Genomic DNA, 19,998 nt, shown 5'->3' on the forward strand with positions numbered 1-19,998 from the left:
ATCAATATGCGGCTCCGCCACGTGGGCGCGAGCAACCACAACGAACCCGCAGACGACCGACAACGCATCACGCCCCCCTCAGCGAAGGCCGACCTTTTTCAACTCCTCGGCTGTCAGGGGCGGCAAGCCCAACGCCGGTTTCAAAGGACCCACCGCCGCCGCAGCCACCACGCTGGGAGCCAGTAGCACCCCCGAGCCACGCTCAAGCGAGGTCACGTCCGTCACTCGCCGCGCGATACGCCCGTTGCCCGTCGCGGTGTGCAGCAGCCGTCCCACGTAGGCCGCAGTGATCCGCTCCCGCAGCGTCGGTCCGGTCTCGGTGGCCCCCGGGTAGAAGACGTCCGCCCCGGTCGACAGGTCCCAGGCCGCCCGCACGGGCCGGCTGACCGCCCGCTGGACGCGCCGGGCGAGCCCGGGCGTGCCCAGGTGGTGACGCCCCATCACCTCGCGCAGGGCGAGCGCCCCTTGGGCCGCCACCGACATGCCGTGCCCGTACACCGGGTTGAGCGCGCACACCGCGTCGCCGAGCACCACGAAGTTCTCCGGCCACATCGGCATCCGCTCGAAGTAGTGCCGGCGGTTGGCCGTGGTCCTGGTGAACGCGACTTCCTCGCCGAGCGGTTCGGCCCGTGCCAGCAGTTCGGCGATGATCGGGTGCCGCAGCTCTTCCCGGGCGTACCGGAGGAAGTCGGCGGCGTCGGTGGTGGGTTCGTGGCCCCGGCAGCCATGCAGGGTGACCATCCACCTGCCGTCCTCGATCGGCATCAGGACACCGCCCCGCCCGGGCCGCGGGCCCCGCGGACCCGCCTGCACGTTGACGATCGGGAATCCGTCGCGTGCCTGTTCCGGCGCCCGGAACAGGCGGGTCGCGTACGCCAGCCCGGGGTTGACCTCACGCCGTTCGGGCGCGGGCAGGCCGAGCGAGGCCAGCCACCGGGGTGCGCGGGAGCCGCGCCCGGTGGCGTCGACGACGAGGTCGGCGGGCAGGGTGCGCTCGGTTCCGTCCCGGTCCCGGATCCGCGCCCCGGTGACGGCCGTGCCGGTGCCCACAGGACCCAGCGCCTCGGCCCGTTCGACCAGTTCGATCCGCGGGTCGGCGAGGATCCGGGTCCGCACCACCCAGTCCAGCAGGTCGCGGCTCGCGGGCAGCAGGAACGCCGACTCGGCCCAGCGCCGGAACCAGCCGTGCGGCGACAGCACGACCATGTCCGTGGTCACCGGCAGCCGGGTCACCCCGGCCGCCCGCAGCCGTTCGCCGACGCCCGGCACCAGCCGCTCCAGCGCCCGGGCCCCGCCCGACCACAGCTGGTGCACATGCCGGGCCTGCGGCAGCCCCTTGCGCGGCTCGGGCCCCGCGGGCAGCGTGTCCCGTTCGATCACCACGACCCGGTCGGCGAACGAGGTCAGCGCACGGGCGGCGAGCAGTCCGGCGAGGGAGCCGCCGAGGACGACGGCGACGGTGCTGCGATCACTCATGTGCGGGAACGCTCTCTGCTGGGGCGGAGGCACTCGCGCGCACCGCCTCGATCCGGTCGGGGTGGCGGAGGGCTCGGGAGACGGCTCCGATCTCCTGGAGCAGGCGGGTGGTGTCCGGCCCGGCGGCCGTGTCGTACGGGTCGGGTGCGCGCTGCCGGCCGACGGCGTCCAGGATGCTCACCGCGGAGGCCAGCGCCCTGGCCCGGGCGGGCGGGTTGCCCAGCTCCAGGGCGGCGTCGTACGCCCGCGCGCCCAGGTCCACGTCGATGCGCCGGGCCAGTTGCAGCAGTACGTCCCGGATGAAGGTCTCCCGGCGGGTCAGCCTGAGTTCGGGCGTGGCGCGCAGGGCGTAGCGCACGCCGTCGCCGCTGACGGTCCGCATCAGCTGGTACAGGGGGCGCAGTTCGTGGTGGGCGAGCCGGACCCGCCAGCGGTCGTGCAGGTACTGGCCGGCGTGCGGCAGGATGAAGCCGACCGCGATCAGGATGGCGGACAGGGCGGCGACCGGCGGCGCCAGGTCGGTGCTCAGCCAGTCCAGGTCGCGCCCGAACCAGCGGGCGGCGACGGCGGTCAGCTTGGACCCGTCGAAGATCAGGTTCAGTACGTAGCCGGCGCCGAGCAGCTTCAGTCCCCAGCGCAGCCAGGCGTCCAGGCCCTCGGTGCGCACCCAGTTCCAGATCAGCCTGGACGTGATGAGGCAGGCCACGAAGTGCGCGAGCAGATAGAGCAGGATCTCCTCGCGCATGAACGGGGTGGTGGCGTAGTACGTGTCCAGGTCCCGCAGCCGCTCCTCGGGCGCGTCGGCGAGCGCGAAGAGCACCCACAGGGCCACGATCACCCCGCAGTAGGCGCGGATCACCCAGCGCATCGCGCGGCGCGTGGCGGCCGAGCGTTCCGACAGGCCGCCACGCCAGACGATGATCAGCAGCAGGCAGGAGCCGCAGAACGCGGTGAGCAGCGAATAGCACCAGGGCGCCGAGATGTTGGGCACGCCGGTGACCCGGTTGGTCCAGGCGATCGTGGACGGGGTCACGAAGACGAACACCGCGCAGGCGAGCAGCAGCAGACCGCCGACGGCGCGCAGCAGCGGGTCCCGCCACAGCCGGATGATCGTGGGCAGCTTGATCAGCAGGGCGGCGGTGAGTACCGCGGTGGGGATCCAGAAGGAGATGTAGAACTCGCCGAGGATTCCCGACGGGTTCAGCGCCAGCGGGGTCATCGGGGTACTCCGCGGCGGCCGCGGTAGCCGAGGGACCGCTGGAGCGGGTCCGGGGCGGCGCCGGTGCCGGCGACGCAGGGACGGCACAGGGTGGCCAGCCGGTGTCCGAAGTCGTCGGCCTCTGCCTCGTCGGTCTCCCGGGAGCCGTTGCGCGCGGCCACCGTCAGGGCCGCGTCACGCAGCCCCGGCGTCTCGGCGAGGGCACGGGCCGCCTGTGCGCCGGGCAGCCGGTGGTGCCGGTGCCCGGCGTGCATGTGCCACAACTCATGGCCGAGTATGACGAGTTGCTGCACGGCCTCGGCGCGCTCCTCGACGATGACCAGGTCGAAGTCGGCGAACTCCACCCATAGTCCGGTGACTTCGATCTCGTCGGGGAACCGCTCGAAGCGCAGCTCGACGGGCCTGCCGCCGCGCCGTGCGCTCATCTCCTCGCACAGGGCCCGGCACAACTCGCCGATGTCGTAGGGGGGACGGGGTCTGGCGCGCACCGCTCGGGCCAGAGCGGCGGCGAGCGTGCGCTGGGCCGAGCCGGGCCGAAGGCTCCGCAGCCGCGTGGCGATCCGGGCCGCCCGCTGCCGCGCGCCCGCGATGTCCATCGCCTCCCCCTTCACACCGCCGGACGGCGGCTCGTCCGAGATTACGCGTCCTGATGCGTCCGCGTCAGTCAATCGAACGAGCGTGGTTCAACCTGGAACGATCGCGGATTCCGCCGCACCGCGAAAGGGCCCCGGCCTCAAACGTTCCCGAAGTGTCCCCGTGCGATCCCCGCGTTCTGGCGGTCGTCGTAATACCCCAGCCCAGGGTGTGCGATGGACTTTCGGGACAGAGCGCGGTCACATGGCTGACGGCGTCGGCACACCTCTCCGGGGGCGGGGCCCTTCCATCTGACCCGTATGGACGCGTCCGACCTCGACGCGCTGCTCGCGCGGCTCTTGCCCGGTCAGCGGCTGGCGCGCGTCCGGCCGGACCGTCGGCGATGCACGACACGTCGGTGAGACGGTTGTGAGGGTACGGCGTACGGCGCGGGCCCGCTCCACGATCCGCCCGGACCGGTACGTCAGACCGGTGTCGAGGGCGCGCGAGGCGAGGGCGAACGTGGTTCGTTGACGTCATTGAGGGCAGGCGTCACCTGGCCGTGAGGCTGGTCCGTTCCGATCTGTCTGGGAGGCGCGCAGGTCGCGAAGCATGACTGCGAAGTTCGGGGAGTCAGGGAAGGGCTGACGGTTCCCGACCTTCCGGTACCCCCATGTTTCATAGAGCGCTTGCACCTTGGGGTGGTCGGGGTCGACGAGGAGCACGACAAGGGCCTCGGGGCGGTCGGCGAGCAACGCTTCATGGAGCCGTGCGGCGGTTCCGGTCTTGCGCCACTTGTGGCGGACCATCAGTTCGGAAAACGCGAACGTCGAGTCGTCCGTCGGCGCGACCTTCAGGTGTTCGCGCCACCATTCGCGGCCCGGGGTTGCGGGGGCCCCGTAGGCGAAGCCGGCCGGCTCGGCGCCTTCGTAGCCGATCACGCAGGAGAAGCCGGGGTGTTTGCCCCAGTGGTCGACGAACCAGGGGAACCGCTGGTTGAACTCGTCGTCCATCTCATCCGCGTAGGCGTCGGCGTGGATGTCGAGGAGGGTCTGCCGGATCTTCGGCAGGTCGTCGTGGCCGAAGCGGCGGAGTTCAACGGTGGCCGTGGTCATGCAGTGCTCCATTCGCTCCGGTAGCGGTCGGCCCACTCGTGCGCGATGCGGGGAGGGGCAAGGGTGATCAGGTCGCGGTGGAAGTCGCCGAGGAGTTGACGCATGCGGCCGGGAAGCGGGTCCCCGGCCATGATCTCGAAGACCTCTGCGCCGGTGTCGCATGCCTGCTCGACGTCGCCTTGATGGAGCTGCGAGAGCGCGAGGCGGGCAGTGGTGTGCGCGCGGTTGCGGCGGTAGGTCTCGGGCAGCGCGGCGAGTGCCCTGTAGGAGGCGGCTTCGGCTTCTGCCGGGTCGCCGACCCTGTCACGGACGATCGCCGTGAGGGAGTGCAGCTCCGCGGGGCTGTAGAAGGCGATCCAGGCAGGCCGCGGCGCTGTGGTGTCGGCCTTTGCCATGGCGTCCTCGGCGCGGCCGAGGGAGCGCAGAGCCGCGCGCCGGTCTCCGGCGTTGGCGAGTCCGACGGCGGTTCGGGCGTGGGCGAGTGAGGCGTGCAGGGGGCTGCGGCGTGCGGCCCATGTGGCCTGCGCGGCCTGCGCGGCGGCCACGGCTTCGCCGAAGTCCTTCTGTTGGCGGGCGAGCATCGCGCGCAGATTCCAGACCTTCATGGTCATTTCGGGGTCCTGGACCATGACCGCCAGGGTCAGGGCGCGGTCGAGGTGTCGGCTGGCGCCGTCGAGCTGGCCGGCGTCGATCAGGGACCATGCGGCGGTTGAGGTGAAGTCTGAGGCGAGGGCGAACAGGCGCGCTCGTACGCGCTGGGTGGTGGACCGCTGTTGCAGGTCCAGGGCTTCGGCAGCTCCCGCCAGAGCAGCTCGTTCGAGGGTGGTGTGTCCTCCGCGTTCATCGTCGAGGGCGATGAGCCTCTCGATGCTGTCGCGAAGTCGGATCACCTCCGAGGTGCCGACGCTGGACGGACGAACGGAAACGAGGGGCATGGCAGCGGCGGCGGTGCCTCCGGCGTCGGCCAGAAAGCGTCGGCGGATCACTTCGGGGTCCTCCTGCGGCGGTGCTGGCGATCCTGGCGGGTAGAACCCAAGGGTCTCGATGGTGCACCGAAATACTGCCTCCAAGGCGTTGCGCTTCGCACGGTGAGGCCAGGTGGTTCTTCCGGTCAGCCACGTCCGTACGGTGCGCTCTCCTACGCTGTCCCGCTCGCCTGCGGCCAGTAACTGGGCATTGACGGCCTGGGCCAACTCGGCTTGCTGAAAGCCTCGTTCCGCCATCGCGGTCTTGAGACGGAAATTTCCGGTCACCTACTCACCGTAGCTCTGCGGTGATGCTCGGCGAACCTGGCGACCGGAAATTTCCGGTCGGCCACGACCATCAACCCCGCGTTTTTCCTGCCCTTTACGGGCTCCTTTCCGTTGGACTGGACACGCATCGCGCCGACTGCCATCCCCGGCCGGTGCAACGGGCTCGTCCCCTGACCGGCTCCGGTCGCCCGCGCCCCAGGGGGCGACCGGAGCCACCCGGCGCCCGCCGGCTTCCCGCACCCGACTCTCCCCCGCGGGGGCCGACGGGCCCGGCCCGGCACACCCGACCCCGTGATGCCCCGCGGTGTGCCGGGGCGTCACTCTCTCGTCTCGAACAGGAAGGTTCTCGATCGTGTTGCCTCCGGCACCGCCAGGCGTCATTCCCTACATCGCCGGATGGAGTGAGGAACGGCTCCTGAAGTGTCCGATCACCCGCCGCCGCGTGGCCCCGGGGATCGCGTACGTGGATGAGACGCCGTACGACCGCGACAGTTTCGGCGTGCTCTGGGCCCGCTACGCCCTCCGACCGAAGCAACGCAGGGGCAGCCCACAGCTCCGCAACGTCCACCCCTATCGGCAGCGCCGGGCCATGCTGAACATGATGTGCCAAGTCTGCTCCCGCACGCCGACCGACCCCCACGGCCCCCACCTCTTTCTCCTCCGGGACTCCTGCGGCGCGGTGCGCGAAGGGGAACGCACGACGAGCCCGCCTGTGTGCGTGCCGTGTGCCGGGATCTCCATCCAGCTCTGTCATGCCCTGCGGGGTGGGCGGTTCGTGGCGGCGTGGGCGAGGCGTGTGCCCGCGTGGGGTGTCGTCGGTCCGATTCATCACCCCGTGACGCTTCAGCCGATCCCGGGGTGCCACATGGAGCAGGTGAAGTACGGGTCGGAGTGGGCTCCGTGGGTCCGTGCCGCTCGCACGATGGTGGAGTTGCGCGGGGTGACACCGGCGGACCTGGACCGCGAGTTCGCAGCCCTCGGACGCGACCGCCTGGAGGAGGAGTTCACCCGGGTCGCGGAGCTGACGGCGGTCGCCTGACGGCCGCATAGCCCATGCCGCCCCGAGGCAGGTCTGTCACGCCCCGGCCCGTCGGCCTGCGTCAACATCACTCCCCAACCGCCTCGGCACGCAGGCGCCGAGAAGGAGATCGTTCGTGGATAGCGTCCCCAGCATGATGACTGACAACAGCAACAGGCCCTCTGCCTCCGAGCGGGAGTTGCGCAACAAGATGGTGGAGCGGCTTGTCGCACGCGGCGCCGCGCGCAGCGCCCGCGTCGTGGCTGCATTCCGCTCGGTTCCCCGCCACCTGGCCACGCCCGGTGAGGACATGGCCAAGGTCTACGAGCCCGAACAGGCCGCGATCACCAAGACCGGTGCCGACGGCACACACATCAGCTCGGTGTCGGCCCCGCGTATCCAGGCCATGCAGATCGAACAGGCCGACATCCAGTCGGGGATGAGCGTCCTGGAGATCGGCTCCGGCGGTGTGAACGCCGCCTACCTCGCCGAGCTGGTGGGTGATCAGGGCCACGTTGTCACGATGGACATCGACCCCGAGGTCACCCAGCGCGCGAAGGACTTCCTGAAGACGACCGGCTACCGGAACGTCACCGTCATCACCGCCGACGCCGAGAACGGCGAAGGTGCGCACGCCCCGTACGACCGGATCATCGTCACCGTGCAGGCCGCCGACATCCCGCCCGCCTGGATCCACCAGCTCACCGAAGGCGGCCGGCTCGTCGTCCCGCTGCGCATGCGCGGCATGACCCGGACCATCGCCTTCGTACGCGACGGCGAGCGCCTGGTCAGCGATGGGTTCGAGCTGTGCGGCTTCGTACCGATGCAGGGCGCCGGCGAGAATCGCATGCGCGTGGCCCTCATCCACGACACCGAGGGCGAAGAGATCGGCCTGCGCCTGGACGGCCACCCCGAACCCGACACCGAAGCCCTGAGCGCCGCCCTGCAAACGCTCCGCACCACGGCCTGGTCTGGCGTGACCCTTGCGGGCGACGAGTCCAACGAGCACCTGGACCTGTGGCTGACGACCGCCCTGGACAACCTCCCCCTGATGGCCGCGAAGCCCGCTGCCCGGCAGCGCGGCCTGGTCGCCTCCGCCTCACCGCTCGGCGTGCCGACCCTCGTCGACGGCGGCAGCCTCGCCTACCGGACCGTCCGCGCCACCGACGACCCTGACCGGTTCGAGCTGGGCGCGATCGGCCACGGTCCCCAGGGACAGAGGGTCGCCGAGCGCTTGGTCCGGGAGATCCAGTCCTGGGACCGCGGTCACCGCGAGGACAGGGCGCGCATCGAGGTCTACCCGGCCGGAACGCCGGACGACCAGCTTCCCGCGGGCCGAATCATCGACCGGCCGCACACGCGGGTCACGATCGCCTGGCCGTGACGCCTCCAGTGTCCCGACCAGGTCAGCAACGCACATCCACCCACCCTCTGTAGCGAGGAGAACGAGATGGCACCGCAGATCAACGGCACCCTCCTGAAGGCCGCCACGGACTTCACGGTCGATGGAGACTCGGACTTCGACCTCAACACCGAGACCGTTGCCTCCGCCCCGATCGTCGGCGCACTGCTGAACGACACGGGCGACGGCTGCGGCTCCACCTGCCAGTCCGCCTGCTCCAACAGCACCTGCATCGGCAGCTGACGTACCTGAACCTCAGCGGCCCGGGGAGGCCACCTGGGTCACCGGGACGCCGCCGGACGCGCTGCCCAGGAGGGTCAGCCGTGCCTCGCCCGGTCCCGACTCCGTGGTGCCGTCGGACAGCACGGCCAGGGCCAGGGTGTTGGTGCCACGGGTGTTCAGGATGCCGTTCGGCAGCACGAAGGTGTGCTGCGGGCCCACGTCGTTGATGTACTGGCCCAGATTCCAGCCGTTCAGGAAGACCTGCACCCGGTAGGCGCGGGCCGGATCGTCGTCCAGGACAAGTCCGACCGAGGCGTCGACGCCGCCGGGCACCGTCAGCCGGAACGTGGTCCGGTACCAGGCCACGCCCTGCTCCCGGCCGCGGTACGGCAGTTCGACCGGACGCCAGCCGCCGTCCGCGAACCCCGGCAGATGCCAGCCCTCCCGCTCCCCGTACAGTCCGCCGTTGTTCATCGGCCCGCGCGCCGCGTCCGGCGCGAGCGCACCCTGGATGCGCCACCGCACCGTCGGCGCGGCCCCCTCGAAGCCGGCCCCGGTCAGCCCGCGCGCCGCCTTGTGCGTGTCAGCGGCCCCGCCGTCCCGGTCGTGCTGCATGCGCCGGACCAGTACGGACAGCACATGCCCGCCGGGCGCCGCAAGGCCGCGGCGCAGCCGCTCGCGCCGGTGGCGGGGCAGCGCGGACAGGGCGAACACCGCCGTGTCCGTCCAGGTGCCCCGGCCGGACGTGCCCTCGTCCGGCACCGGCATCCGGTGCACCCCCAGCGGCTCGCCGTCCAGCCAGGCCATCAGCATGCCCTGGGTGCCGGTGCTGTAGCCGAGGGTCACCTTCTCCAGACCGGCCGCGCCGGTCAGGTGCCCCCGGTACCAGACGTCGCCGTAGTGGAAGCCGTAGTCGTCGGCGAACAGGACAGGGCCGCCCTTCGGCACCGGTGTCGTGCTGTGCGACGTCCGCTTGTCGGCCACCCGCCACGCCGAGTCGTCGAAGCCCGGCGCGGACTCGGGGTTCTCCGCCGCCCGGCGCCAGCCGCCCAGCGCGGGCAGCGTGACGTCCGGCACCCCCGGCAGCAGCGCCTCGGCCGTCAGGCTGCCGGACAGCGTGACGCGCGTGCTCACCGGGCGCCCGTTCCACTCCACGGCGTCGATCCCGCGCGGCCCCCACACCTCAAGACCGGTCTCCTGGACGGTGTCGCCGGTCAGCCGGACCGTGGAGCCGTCCAGGACGGCCTCGCGCAGCAGCGCGGGGCCGTACACCAGCACCGTCCCGGACGGGGTGTCGTACGGAAACAGCCGCACCGCGGTCGCCTCGTCGGCGAACAGCAGCAGCAGCGGCGTCTCGCTCTCGCCGTGCTCGACCATCACCCGGGTGAGCCCGCCCTCGCCGAGCGGCACGGACACATGCAGGGCGCCCTGCTCGTACACCCAGGCGCCCTCCGGGTCCAGGCGGTTGACCAGCGGCTCGCTCGGGCAGTCCAGCACCAGGCGGGCCATCTCACCGCGCGGCCCGGTGAACAGCGCGATGTCCAGGCGGCCGGCGGTGAGCCGGAACATGGGCGGGACGGTGCTGTACCGCAAGGTCCGTCTGCCGAGGGAGAGTCCGGTGGTCACCAGCCGGGCGTCCCGGGCCGGGACGGTGACCTCCACGCCGCCCGCCGCGGTCGGCAGCGCCGAGGTGACCGCCTCGGCGCCGTCGTTGCGCGCCACATACACATGGGACCCGGTGTCCGGGTTGGTGAGGTGGTAGACCTTGAGGCCCTTCGCCGTCACGTCCGCCGCCCGGTCCAGCTTGGCGAAGTCCGGCACCCGTTGCAGGAGATGACCCAGCTGGTGCATCGGGGCGATCTTGGGGGTGACGTTGCGGGCCTCGTCGATGGCCGCCCCGTAGTCGTACGACGTGTAGACGACCGGCGCGGGCAGCCAGCCCCACGAGGTGCCGCCGAACGCCATGCGGACGTTGTGCAGGGTCAGGCCGTTGGCCACGTTCGTGAGGTGGAAGCGGCGTTCGAAGGCCGCGTCCCGGGTGCGCCGCGCCTCGGCGTACCCCTTGCCGTCGAAGGCGGCCCCGCCCCACGGGTCGTACCGGCCGTCGCCGAACCCCGCGACGAAACCCGGCGTGCGCGGGCTCGCACCGGCGCCGGCCGCCCTGCCGCCGGTGCCGAACCGCCCCCGATCCTGCGGGGTCCGGGACGGCTCGGCGAAGTCGTCGAAGCCGTACAGCCAGCCGCCCTTGTCCCCGCCGGTGTCGAACGACCCCGCCACCCAGTGGGCGCTCGGGCCCCTGTCGTTGTGGAACAGCGGTACGTCGATGCCGTCCGCCCGCACCTTCCGGTACAGGTGGGACATGTACGCCCGGGCGGTCGGCTCGTCCGCGCGGGCGTCGTACTCGTGCTCGATCTGGTACAGCAGGACCGTGCCGCCGCCGTCGGTGAACTGGTGCCGGCGGGCGATCCGGTTCACCGCCGTGAACCACTCGTCGACATGCGCCAGATAGGCGGGATCGGCGGTACGCGCCGTTCCCCCGGTGACCGCGAGCCAGCCGGGGAAGCCGCCGGCGTCCACCTCCGCGTCGATGTACGGGCCGGGGCGCAGGATGACGTACAGCCCGGTCTCGGCGGCCGTACGCAGGAACAGGTCCAGGTCGCGGACGCCGCTGAAGTCGTAGCGCCCGGGGGCGGTCGAGTGGTGGTTCCAGGCGACGGGGACGCTCACCGTGTTGTGGCCGTGCGCCCGCATCTTCTGCAGCACGTCCCGCCACAGGGACGGGCTCGGCAGCCGGAACGGGTGCATCTCACCGGACCAGACCACGAGCCGTCTGCCGTCCACGAGCAGGGAGTGCCGGTCGTAGCCGACCGTGTGCCGGCGCCGGTCCGCGCTCGGCGGGGCCGGCGCCGGGCCGGTCGGCACACTGCGCGCCGCGTACGCCGAGAGCGCCCCCGGGCCGCCGCTGCCGCCCAGGGCGAAGCCGAGCGCGGCGGAGCCCGCGAGGGCACTGAAGGTACGTCTGCTGAGCGCCAAGGGGTTCCTTCCGGGCGGTCCTACGGGGGCGCGGTCCGGCCATTCTCCCCGGCGGTACGCCCCACAATGGACCCATGAGGATCTCGGCACGGGCGGATTACGCGGTGCGGGCGGCGCTGGAGTTGGCCGTACGGCAGGGTAACGGCCCGGTGAAGGCAGAGGAAATCGCCTCTGTACAGGACATCCCCCACAAGTTCCTCGAGGGCATCCTGGGCGATCTGCGGCGCGCCGGCATCGTGTCCAGCCGGCGCGGCGGGGGCGGCGGGTACCGGCTGGCCCGCCAGCCGGCGGAGATCACGGTCGCGGACGTCATCCGGGCGGTGGACGGCCCGATCGTCTCGGTACGCGGAGAACGTCCGTCGAGCCTCACCTACACGGGCACCGCCGAACCCCTGCTGCCGCTGTGGATCGCGCTGCGCGCGAACGTCCGCAGGATCCTGGAGGGCGTCACCCTGACCGACCTGGCCACGTCCCGCCTCCCACCCCTGGTGAACCACCTGGCAGCAGACCCAGCATCCTGGCAAAACCCCTGACCAGCCCCTCCGGGAGCCCAGCGGGATCATTCGGGGGCGGGCGGCGGACCGGGGACGGTTGCAGCGGGCGCCGACGAGGGCGGTTGTTCGGGTTTATCCCGATTGGGCCAGCTGGTGGCCGGGGCCGCGTCGGTCGCGGGGTGATCGGCGCGGGAACCGGGGCGGGCGGCGGGCTGAGTTTCTGCGACCGTCCGGCGGGACGGGCACGCGGTTTGGTCCCGCGGGGCGTTGAGGGGTGGGGCCTGCTCGGGGGGTCCCGTCTCGCCCGTGCCCGCGGGCGCTGGGCCCGGAGGTGGCTGGAGCCGTGGTCGGGCCCCGCGCGCCGGGGCGCCGGGCGAGGGCGGGTCGACGCGGTACTGGCGCCGGTAAGGCGCGGTGGGAGTGCCGCCGGGCAGTGGTGGGCTGGAGGTGTTCGGCTGCCGGGTGGGGTAAATGCGTCGATCGCCCCTTCTGCCCAGGTGTCGGTAGTCGAAGTCCCGTCGCTTGCCCGCAGGCCGGGGTTGGTCATGCCGTGGACCTGGGCCGCGGTCAGGTCCACGGCATGCCGGGATGTCGGGCGGGCGCCGGCGGCGGTTGGGGCGATGGGCGTCGTTGGCCCGGGGCCGCGTCCGGTGGGGCCAACGTGCCGATCGCTTCCTGGTTGGCGTCGGGGGACAGGCGGGGGTCGCTCGGGTTATCCCGCCTGGCCCATGCCTGCGGCGTTGGGCCAGCTTTGGGCGTTGGGCCAGCCGGTGGCCGGGGCCGGGGTCAGGGGTGGGGCGGGGGGTGGGCCGGTCATGCCGCGGACCTGCGCCGCCGTCAGGCCACCGCGCGCCGGGACGCCGGGCGGGGTCGGGCCGATCGTGGCGGCGGCCGGGGCGGGCACCGGCGCCGGGAAGGGCGCGGGGGCCGGGACCGGCGCCGTCGGCTGGGGTGCGGGTGCCGGGGTGGGGGTGGTGAGCGGTGGCACGGTCGGTACCGGGGTCGGGGCGGGGGCCGGGTGGTGGGGGAGCAGTTGGGGTGGTGCCGTGGGCGACGGTGCCGCGGGCGCCGGGGGCTGTTGTGGCGCCGCCTGGGCTGCCGCCGGCATCGGCATCCCGCCGCCGGTCGGCTGACCGGCGGCGGGGAGCGGCATGCCGATGCCGGCGGCAGGGGCGGCGGCCGGTGCCGGGGCGGACCCGGTGCCGCCCGCCGGGGCGGGGCTGCTGCCGAGCGCTTGGTTGAAGCCGGCGCCGACCGCCTGGCTGGGACCGGCGCCGACCGCCTGGTTGCGGCCGGAGCTGAGTGCCGGGCCGGCGGCGAGCGCTTGGCCGGTCCCGAGTGCCTGGGCGGTGCCGGGTGCCGGGGACTGGACGGGGGCGGTGGCCAGTGCCGGACCGATGCCGAGTGCCGGGCCGGCGGCAAGTGGCTGGGCCGGGGCGGTGCCGAGTGCCTGGGCGGGGGCGGCGGTGAGTGCCGGTGCCGGGGTGGCGGCGAGTGCGTGGGCTGGGGTGGTTGCGAGGGCCTGGGCGGCTAGGCCCGGTAGGCCCGTGCCGTTGGTTTCGTTCACCAGGCGGTCCACCGCCGCCGTGCCCGAGCTGTAGCCGGTCCGGGCGGCCGGCTCGGGCACGGCGGCTCCCCTCCCGGACCCGTAGAGCACCGACTCCAGGCCGGACACCAGGCGACGCACGTCCACCTGGGGGCGCACCACGAGCCGCAGGAAGCGGCTGGACGAACCGATCTTGTTGCCGCACTCGCGGACCAGGATCCGGTGCTCGGTGAGCATCCGGTCCCGGACCACGGTGCCCTCGGCACCGACCGGCAGCCGTACGAAGAGGAAGTTGCCCTGGGAGGGATAGACCGTGAGACCCGGCAGCGCGGACAGCCGGCTCGCCATCTCCAGCCGGTCCCGGCGCACCTGGAGCAGGCTCTGCGCGTACTCGGCGCCGTGCTCCTTCAGCATGAACACCACGTGCTCCGCGAAGGAGTTGAGATTCCACTTCGGCAGCATCGAACGGATCCGCCCGGCGAGCGCCGGATTGGCGACCAGGTAGCCGAACCGTATGCCGTGCAGCCCGAAGTTCTTGCCGAGGCTGCGCAGCACCACCACGTTGGGGCGCAGCATCGCCTCCTGCACGACGCTGGGTTCGGCCTCGGCGTCGGCGAACTCGAGGAACGACTCGTCGATCACCACCAGATCCAGGTCGGTCATGGCGTCCATGAACTGCACGAGCGCGTGCCGGTGCAGAAAACCGCCGTCGGGGTTGTTGGGGTTGCAGACGACGGCGACCCGGGTGCCGCGCGCCCGGATGAACTCCGCGTACTTGGCGAGGTCCAGGGCGAAACCGCCGGACTCCTGGAGCGGGAACATGTCGACCCGCTTACCGGTTTCCATCGGCTGGTCGGTCCAGCGGCCGAAGGTGGGCACCGGTATGGCCAGCGACTCACGGACCAGCAGATGGTCGATCCAGGTGATGAGTTCCGTGGAGCCGTTGCCCATCGCCACGCACTGCGGCGGCAGTTGCAGCAGGGAGCACAGCTCGGCGGTGATGGTGTCGGCGCTGCTCGGGTAGTACGTGATGATGTCCCGCAGCCGGCCCGCCAGTTCCTCGAACATCGCCGGGGTGGGGAAGTAGGGGTTGCAGGGGATGCAGAAGTCCACCGGCCCGACCCCGTCGCCGCCCTCCCGCGTCAGCGCCGCCATCGACGGGCTGTGTGCCGCAGTGCCGCGGAACAACGAGGTGACGTTGTCGGCCATGGAACCTCCGTAGGGGGCGAGCCCGCGGGGACGACCGGGCTCGTCGTCTTGGGTGGCCCGCGCGGGGGAGCACGGGCCACCCTTGGATACGGAGACGGCGGCGGCGCTGTTCACCGCATGTGAAAGAAGTGTGTGCGCGTGACGCTCCGGGTACGCGGGCTCACACCCCGAACGAGTGGATCGTCGTGGTCCGGTAGGTCTGCCCGGGGCGCAGCACGGTCGACGGGAACGACGGCTGGTTGGGCGAGTCGGGGAAGTGCTGGGTCTCCAGGCACAGTCCGTCGCCCTGCCGGTAGGTGCGGCCGGAGGTGCCGACGAGGGTGCCGTCGAGGAAGTTGCCCGAGTAGAACTGCACGCCCGGCTGGTCGGTCGCGATCTTCAGGGTGCGGCCGGATGCGGGGTCGCGCAGCGTGGCGATGTGCTCGGGGCGCGTGGTCACGCCCTTGTCCAGGACGAAGTTGTGGTCGAAGCCCTTGGCGGTGACCAGTTGCGGGTGGCCGGCGCGGATGTCGCGGCCGACGGTCTTGGCCCGGCGGAAGTCGAACGGGGTGCCCGCGACCCGGGCCAGTTCCCCGGTGGGGATGAGGCCCGCGTCGGTGGGGGTGTAGCGGGCGGCGCGCAGGGTGAGTTCGTGGTCGTAGATGCCGCCGCTGCCCTCGCCGGCGAGGTTGTAGTACGTGTGGTTGGTGAGGTTGACCACCGTGGGCCGGTCGGTCCTCGCCTCGTAGTCGATGCGCCAGTCGCCGTGTCGGGTCAGCGTGTAGGTGACCTTGGTGCGCAGGGTGCCCGGGTAGCCCATCTCGCCGTCGACGCTCGTGTAGTACAGGTGCAGGCCGACGTCGGAGCCGGAGGTGAAGCCCTCCACGTCCCACACCCTGGTGTTGAAGCCGCGGGCGCCGCCGTGCAGGCTGTTCTCGCCGTCGTTGACGGACAGTTGGTACGCCTTGCCGTCCAGGGTGAAGCGGCCCTTGGCGATGCGGTTGCCGTAACGCCCGATGGTCGCGCCGAAGAACGTCGTCCCGGCGACGTAGGCCGCGAGGTTGTCGTAGCCCAGCGAGACGTTGGCGTGCCGGCCGTGGCGGTCCGGTATCTCCAGGGACTGGACGATGCCGCCGTAGGAGAGGACCCTCAGCCGGGTCCCGCCGTTCTCCAGCGACCAGCGGTGCACCTTGGTGCCGTCGGCGAGCGTCCCGAAGGGTTCCTTGACGGGCTGCCGGGAGGAGGCCCGGGCCGGGCCGGCGCCGGCCGCGGCGATGCCCACCGCGGCGGCCCCGGCGATGACGGTACGTCTGCTCATGTCCATTACGGCTCCTGCAAGTTGAGGGCCCCGTCCGGAAGAGGACGGGGCCCGGGCTGCCTCACGAACCGGACTTGCGCTTGTTCCACACGTCGAAGCCGACCGCCGCGAGCAGGGCGAGGCCCTTGATGACCTGCTGCCAGTCGGTGCCGACGCTCAGGAGGTTCATGCCGTTGTTCAGCACGCCGAGGACCAGACCGCCGATGATCGCGCCGAGTACGGTGCCGACACCGCCGCTCATGGACGCGCCGCCGATGAACGACGAGGCGATGGCCTCCAGTTCGAAGTTCAGGCCCGCCTTCGGCGAGGCCGCGTTCAGGCGGGCGGCGACCACCAGACCCGCCAGGGCCGCGAGCACACCCATGTTCAGGAAGACGTAGAAGGTGACCTTCTTGTCCTTGACCCCGGACAGCTTCGCCGCCGGCAGGTTGCCGCCGATCGCGTAGATGTGCCGGCCGAAGACGGCGTTGCGCATCACATAGCCGTAGCCGACCACCAGCACCCCGAGGATGATCAGGATGATCGGGGCGCCCTTGTAGCTGGCGAGCAGCAGGGTGACCGCGAGGATCGCCGCGGCGATCGCGACCAGCTTCAGCAGGAACGCGTTGCGCGGCAGCACCTCCAGCGAGAACTCCTGCTGCCGCCTGCGGTCCCGGACCTCCTGGTACAGCACGAAGGCCAGCAGCGCGAGGCCCAGCAGCAGGGTGAGGTTGTGGTAATTGGTGTTCGGGCCGGTCTCCGGCAGGAAGCCGTTGCCGAGCTTTTGCAGGCCGTTCGGGAACGGGCCGAGGGTCTGGCCCTTCAGCAGGATCTCCGTCAGACCGCGGAAGAGCAGCATGCCCGCCAGGGTCACGATGAACGACGGTATGCCGAGATACGCGATCAGAAAGCCCTGGACCGAACCGGCCACCGCGCCGACCAGCAGGCACAGCACCAGCGCGACGGGCCAGGCCAGGCCGTGCTGCACCGAGAGCACGGCCGCGAACGCGCCCACGAACGCGGTCAGCGAGCCGACCGACAGGTCGATATGGCCCGCGATGATCACCAGCATCATGCCGATGGCGAGGATCAGGATGTAGCTGTTCTGCAGCACCAGGTTGGAGATGTTGCGCGGCAGCAGCAGGTCGCCGCCGGTCCACACCTGGAACAGGACGACGATCAGGCCGAGCGCGATCAGCATGCCGTACTGGCGCATGTTGCGGCGCAGGCCGTTCAGCATCAGCCGGAGCAGGCCGCCCTCGGCGGCCGCGCCCCCGCCCTTGCCGGGCGGCGCCGAGGCCGGGAGCTTGTCGGTCACATCCGTGCTCATCGGGTTACCTCTTTGTCCTGTGTGTCCTTCGTCATCCGGCGCATCAGCACTTCCTGCGTGGCCTCGGCCCGCGGCACCTCACCGGTGAGCCGCCCGGCGGCCATGGTGTAGATGCGGTCGCACATGCCGAGCAGCTCGGGCAGCTCGGAGGAGATGAAGACGACCGCCTTGCCCTCGGCGGCGAGCCGGTCGATGACCGTGTAGATCTCGTACTTGGCGCCCACGTCGATGCCGCGCGTGGGCTCGTCCAGGATCAGCACGTCCGGACCCGCGAAGATCCACTTGCTGAGGACGACCTTCTGCTGGTTGCCGCCGGACAGCTTGCCGACGGGTTCGAAGACGGTCGGCGCCTTGATGTTCATGGAGGTGCGGAAGCCCTCGGCGACCTGCCGTTCCTCGTGCTCGTCGACCACGCCCCGCTTCGCGACCTTGTTCAGCGCGGTCAGCGAGATGTTCCGGTTGATGGTGTCGATCAGGTTGAGGCCGTAGTGCTTGCGGTCCTCGGTGACGTAGGCGATGCCGTGCCCGACCGCCTCGGCGACCGTCCTGGTGCGGATCTCCGCGCCGTCCTTGACGACCGTGCCGCCCGCGTACCGGCCGTAGGTGCGCCCGAAGACGCTCATCGCCAGTTCGGTGCGGCCCGCGCCCATCAGTCCGGCGATGCCGACGATCTCCCCGCGCCGCACCTGGATCGACACGTCGTCGACCACCTTGCGCTGCTGGTCGATCGGGTGGCGCACGGTCCAGTTGCGGATCTCCAGCGCCGGTGCCGCGTCCGGCGCGCCCGCGTACGGGGTGCGGTCGGGGAAGCGGTGGTCGAGGTCGCGGCCGACCATCCCGGAGATGATCCGGTCCTCGGTGGTCTCCGGCGCCTTCACGTCCAGGGTCTCGATGGACCGGCCGTCGCGCAGGATGGTCACCGAGTCGGCGATCCGGCGGATCTCGTTGAGCTTGTGCGAGATGATGATCGAGGTGATGCCCTGGTTCTTCAACTCCAGGATGAGATCGAGGAGTTTGCCGCTGTCCTCGTCGTTCAGCGCCGCCGTCGGCTCGTCCAGGATGAGCAGCTTCACCTTCTTCGAGAGCGCCTTGGCGATCTCCACGAGCTGCTGCTTACCGACGCCGATGTCGGAGATCCGGGTCTCGGGATGGTCGGTCAGGCCGACCCTGCGCAGCACCTCGGTGGCGTGCCGCAGGGTGTCCCGCCAGTTGATGAACCCGCGTGAGGCGTGTTCGTTGCCGAGGAAGATGTTCTCGGCGAGGGACAGGAACGGCACCAGCGCCAGCTCCTGATGGATGATCACGATGCCGCGCTGCTCGCTGGCCCGGATGTCCCTGAAGGCGCACTCCTCGCCTTCGAACAGGATCTGGCCCTCGTAACTGCCGTGCGGATGGACGCCGGAGAGGACCTTCATCAGGGTGGACTTCCCGGCGCCGTTCTCACCGCAGATGGCGTGGACCTCGCCCTGACGAACCGTCAGAGTGACGTCCGACAGCGCTGTGACGCCGGGAAAGGTCTTGACGATCGAGCGCATCTCCAGGACGGGTCCCGCCATGGTCGTGCCCTTTCAATCCGTGGGTGAACCGACGTGGGGACTACTTGAGTTCGCCCGCCGTGTAGTAGCCGGTGTCGACGAGTTCCTTGGTGTAGTTGGTCTTGTCGACGCTCACCGGCTGGAGCAGGTAGGCGGGCACGACCTTGGTGCCGTTGTCGTATGTCTTGGTGTCGTTGACCTCCGGCTTCTTGCCGTTGAGTACGTCGTCCACCATGGCCGCGGCGACCTTGGCCAGCTTTCGGAGGTCCTTGTAGACGGTCTGCGTCTGCTCGCCCGCGATGATCGACTTCACCGACGCCAGCTCGGCGTCCTGACCGGTGATGACCGGCAGCGGCTTGCCGGAGGAGCCGTAACCGTCGGACTTCAGCGCGGAGATGATGCCGATGGAGATGCCGTCGTAGGGCGAGAGCACCGCGTCGACCCGGCCGCTCTTGTAGGAGGAGGTGAGGATGTCCTCCATGCGCCGTTGCGCGGTGGTGCCGTCCCAGCGCAGCGTGGTCACCTGGGTGAGCTTGGTCTGGCCGGACTTGACGACGAGCTTCTTGCTGTCGATGTACGGCTGGAGCACGCTCATCGCGCCGCTGAAGAAGTACTTGGTGTTGTTGTCGTCGTTGGACCCGGCGAACAGCTCGATGTTGAACGGGCCCTTGCCGTCCTTCAGTCCGAGCTTGTCCACGATGTAGCCGGCCTGCAGCTCGCCGACCTTGGTGTTGTCGAAGGACGCGTAGTAGTCGACGTTCTGCGTGCCGAGGATCAGCCGGTCGTAGGAGATGACCGGGATCTTGGCGTCCTCGGCCTGCTGGAGCACGTTGTTCAGCGACTTGTTGTCGATGGCCGCGATGATCAGGCCCTTGACGCCCTGCGTGATCAGGTTCTCGATCTGCGAGACCTGCTGGTCGGGGTCGTCCTCGCCGTAGACCAGCTTGGTCTGGTAGCCCTTGGCCTTCAGGTTCTTGACAACGTTGTTGCCGTCGGCGATCCAGCGTTCGGAGGACTTGGTGGGCATGGCGATGCCGATGGTGCCGCCCTTGGCGCTGCCCTTGTCCTCCTTGCTGCCGCCCTCGCTGTTCTGCCCGCAGGCGGACAGCGTGAGGGCGAGGGACGCGGCGCCGGCTATGAGGGTGAAGGCGCTTCTACGAGTGCGCATGGTGATCGGTCCCTGTTCTTCTCGTCGTTGAGATGTATGAGCGAGTTCGGTGAAACGCCCCGTAAGGGGCGCGGGGCTGTGTCGATGTGCGGCTCCGCCGCGCGGGCGCGACCAGCCCAGGACGGCCCG

The 19,998-nt window shown here is 71.0% G+C and carries 15 protein-coding genes; 4 read left to right on the plus strand and 11 right to left on the minus strand.

All coding sequences use genetic code 11. From position 1 onward, the window contains the following. Nucleotides 1-78: 78 nt before the first annotated feature. From ACIRFL_RS27180 to ACIRFL_RS27200, 5 genes are all read right to left on the minus strand, one after another. A complete protein-coding gene (locus ACIRFL_RS27180; RefSeq protein WP_404033442.1) occupies nt 79-1,476 on the minus strand; it encodes an FAD-dependent oxidoreductase in 1,398 nt (465 codons plus the stop codon). Beyond that, nucleotides 1,469-2,695: an MAB_1171c family putative transporter gene (locus tag ACIRFL_RS27185; RefSeq protein ID WP_404033444.1), complete on the minus strand. Its 1,227-nt coding sequence runs from the start codon at nt 2,693-2,695 to the stop codon at nt 1,469-1,471. Before ACIRFL_RS27185 ends, ACIRFL_RS27180 begins: the two co-directional genes overlap by 8 nt. Further along, a complete protein-coding gene (locus ACIRFL_RS27190) occupies nt 2,692-3,291 on the minus strand; it encodes a toxin-antitoxin system, toxin component family protein (RefSeq protein ID WP_404033446.1) in 600 nt (199 codons plus the stop codon). The genes ACIRFL_RS27185 and ACIRFL_RS27190 overlap by 4 nt, the downstream gene beginning before the upstream one ends. 513 nt (nt 3,292-3,804) lie before the next feature. Continuing rightward, nucleotides 3,805-4,383 carry a GNAT family N-acetyltransferase gene (locus tag ACIRFL_RS27195; RefSeq protein ID WP_404033448.1) on the minus strand — a complete coding sequence of 193 codons (579 nt, stop codon included), beginning with the start codon at nt 4,381-4,383 and terminating at the stop codon, nt 3,805-3,807. Then, nucleotides 4,380-5,636, minus strand: a complete 1,257-nt coding sequence (locus ACIRFL_RS27200) for an XRE family transcriptional regulator (RefSeq protein ID WP_404033450.1) — start codon at nt 5,634-5,636, stop codon at nt 4,380-4,382. The genes ACIRFL_RS27195 and ACIRFL_RS27200 overlap by 4 nt, the downstream gene beginning before the upstream one ends. Before the next feature lie 352 nt (nt 5,637-5,988). Between ACIRFL_RS27200 and ACIRFL_RS27205 the strand changes: the two genes are divergently transcribed. The 3 genes from ACIRFL_RS27205 to ACIRFL_RS27215 all read left to right on the plus strand — a co-directional run bounded on the left by ACIRFL_RS27205 (nt 5,989) and on the right by ACIRFL_RS27215 (nt 8,299). After that, complete coding sequence (locus ACIRFL_RS27205) at nt 5,989-6,675, plus strand: hypothetical protein (RefSeq protein WP_404033452.1); 687 nt, start codon at nt 5,989-5,991, stop codon at nt 6,673-6,675. 133 nt (nt 6,676-6,808) lie between these two features. Then, nucleotides 6,809-8,038, plus strand: a complete 1,230-nt coding sequence (fxlM, locus tag ACIRFL_RS27210; protein WP_404033454.1) for a methyltransferase, FxLD system — start codon at nt 6,809-6,811, stop codon at nt 8,036-8,038. A 66-nt stretch (nt 8,039-8,104) separates the two neighbouring features. Further along, complete coding sequence (locus tag ACIRFL_RS27215) at nt 8,105-8,299, plus strand: FxLD family lanthipeptide (protein ID WP_404033456.1); 195 nt, start codon at nt 8,105-8,107, stop codon at nt 8,297-8,299. A gap of 12 nt (nt 8,300-8,311) precedes the next feature. On the opposite strand, the gene ACIRFL_RS27220 is transcribed toward ACIRFL_RS27215, so the two are convergent. Continuing rightward, nucleotides 8,312-11,311, minus strand: a complete 3,000-nt coding sequence (locus tag ACIRFL_RS27220; RefSeq protein ID WP_404033458.1) for a beta-galactosidase — start codon at nt 11,309-11,311, stop codon at nt 8,312-8,314. Between the two features lie 74 nt (nt 11,312-11,385). Between ACIRFL_RS27220 and ACIRFL_RS27225 the strand changes: the two genes are divergently transcribed. Then, entirely contained in the window at nt 11,386-11,844 is a 459-nt protein-coding gene (locus tag ACIRFL_RS27225; protein WP_404033460.1) for an RrF2 family transcriptional regulator, read from the plus strand. Nucleotides 11,845-12,517: 673 nt separating this feature from the next. Here the strand turns inward: ACIRFL_RS27225 and ACIRFL_RS27230 are convergent. From ACIRFL_RS27230 to chvE, 5 genes are all read right to left on the minus strand, one after another. Then, the gene (locus tag ACIRFL_RS27230; RefSeq protein ID WP_404033462.1) at nt 12,518-14,560 is read right to left on the minus strand and encodes a pyridoxal phosphate-dependent aminotransferase; all 2,043 of its coding nucleotides are present in this window, start codon (nt 14,558-14,560) and stop codon (nt 12,518-12,520) included. A gap of 160 nt (nt 14,561-14,720) precedes the next feature. Then, complete coding sequence (locus tag ACIRFL_RS27235; protein ID WP_404033464.1) at nt 14,721-15,863, minus strand: aldose epimerase family protein; 1,143 nt, start codon at nt 15,861-15,863, stop codon at nt 14,721-14,723. Between the two features lie 55 nt (nt 15,864-15,918). Continuing rightward, a complete protein-coding gene (gene mmsB, locus ACIRFL_RS27240; protein WP_404033466.1) occupies nt 15,919-17,166 on the minus strand; it encodes a multiple monosaccharide ABC transporter permease in 1,248 nt (415 codons plus the stop codon). Then, nucleotides 17,163-18,722, minus strand: a complete 1,560-nt coding sequence (gene mmsA, locus ACIRFL_RS27245; RefSeq protein WP_404033468.1) for a multiple monosaccharide ABC transporter ATP-binding protein — start codon at nt 18,720-18,722, stop codon at nt 17,163-17,165. Before mmsA ends, mmsB begins: the two co-directional genes overlap by 4 nt. 40 nt (nt 18,723-18,762) lie before the next feature. Continuing rightward, entirely contained in the window at nt 18,763-19,869 is a 1,107-nt protein-coding gene (chvE, locus tag ACIRFL_RS27250) for a multiple monosaccharide ABC transporter substrate-binding protein (protein ID WP_404033470.1), read from the minus strand. Nucleotides 19,870-19,998: the final 129 nt, after the last annotated feature.

The organism is Streptomyces sp. NPDC102462 (assembly GCF_044765425.1).
In the GTDB taxonomy this organism is placed as follows: domain Bacteria; phylum Actinomycetota; class Actinomycetes; order Streptomycetales; family Streptomycetaceae; genus Streptomyces.

Excerpts from the sequence above, each read along its gene's own strand:
- ACIRFL_RS27180 (WP_404033442.1), bottom strand. The coding sequence starts at position 1,476 with ATGAGTGATCGCAGCACCGTCGCCGTCGTCCTCGGCGGCTCCCTCGCC.
- ACIRFL_RS27185 (WP_404033444.1), bottom strand. The coding sequence starts at position 2,695 with ATGACCCCGCTGGCGCTGAACCCGTCGGGAATCCTCGGCGAGTTCTAC.
- ACIRFL_RS27190 (WP_404033446.1), bottom strand. The coding sequence starts at position 3,291 with ATGGACATCGCGGGCGCGCGGCAGCGGGCGGCCCGGATCGCCACGCGG.
- ACIRFL_RS27195 (WP_404033448.1), bottom strand. The coding sequence starts at position 4,383 with ATGACCACGGCCACCGTTGAACTCCGCCGCTTCGGCCACGACGACCTG.
- fxlM (WP_404033454.1), top strand. The coding sequence starts at position 6,809 with ATGATGACTGACAACAGCAACAGGCCCTCTGCCTCCGAGCGGGAGTTG.
- ACIRFL_RS27215 (WP_404033456.1), top strand. The coding sequence starts at position 8,105 with ATGGCACCGCAGATCAACGGCACCCTCCTGAAGGCCGCCACGGACTTC.
- ACIRFL_RS27225 (WP_404033460.1), top strand. The coding sequence starts at position 11,386 with ATGAGGATCTCGGCACGGGCGGATTACGCGGTGCGGGCGGCGCTGGAG.
- ACIRFL_RS27230 (WP_404033462.1), bottom strand. The coding sequence starts at position 14,560 with ATGGCCGACAACGTCACCTCGTTGTTCCGCGGCACTGCGGCACACAGC.
- ACIRFL_RS27235 (WP_404033464.1), bottom strand. The coding sequence starts at position 15,863 with ATGGACATGAGCAGACGTACCGTCATCGCCGGGGCCGCCGCGGTGGGC.
- mmsB (WP_404033466.1), bottom strand. The coding sequence starts at position 17,166 with ATGAGCACGGATGTGACCGACAAGCTCCCGGCCTCGGCGCCGCCCGGC.
- mmsA (WP_404033468.1), bottom strand. The coding sequence starts at position 18,722 with ATGGCGGGACCCGTCCTGGAGATGCGCTCGATCGTCAAGACCTTTCCC.
- chvE (WP_404033470.1), bottom strand. The coding sequence starts at position 19,869 with ATGCGCACTCGTAGAAGCGCCTTCACCCTCATAGCCGGCGCCGCGTCC.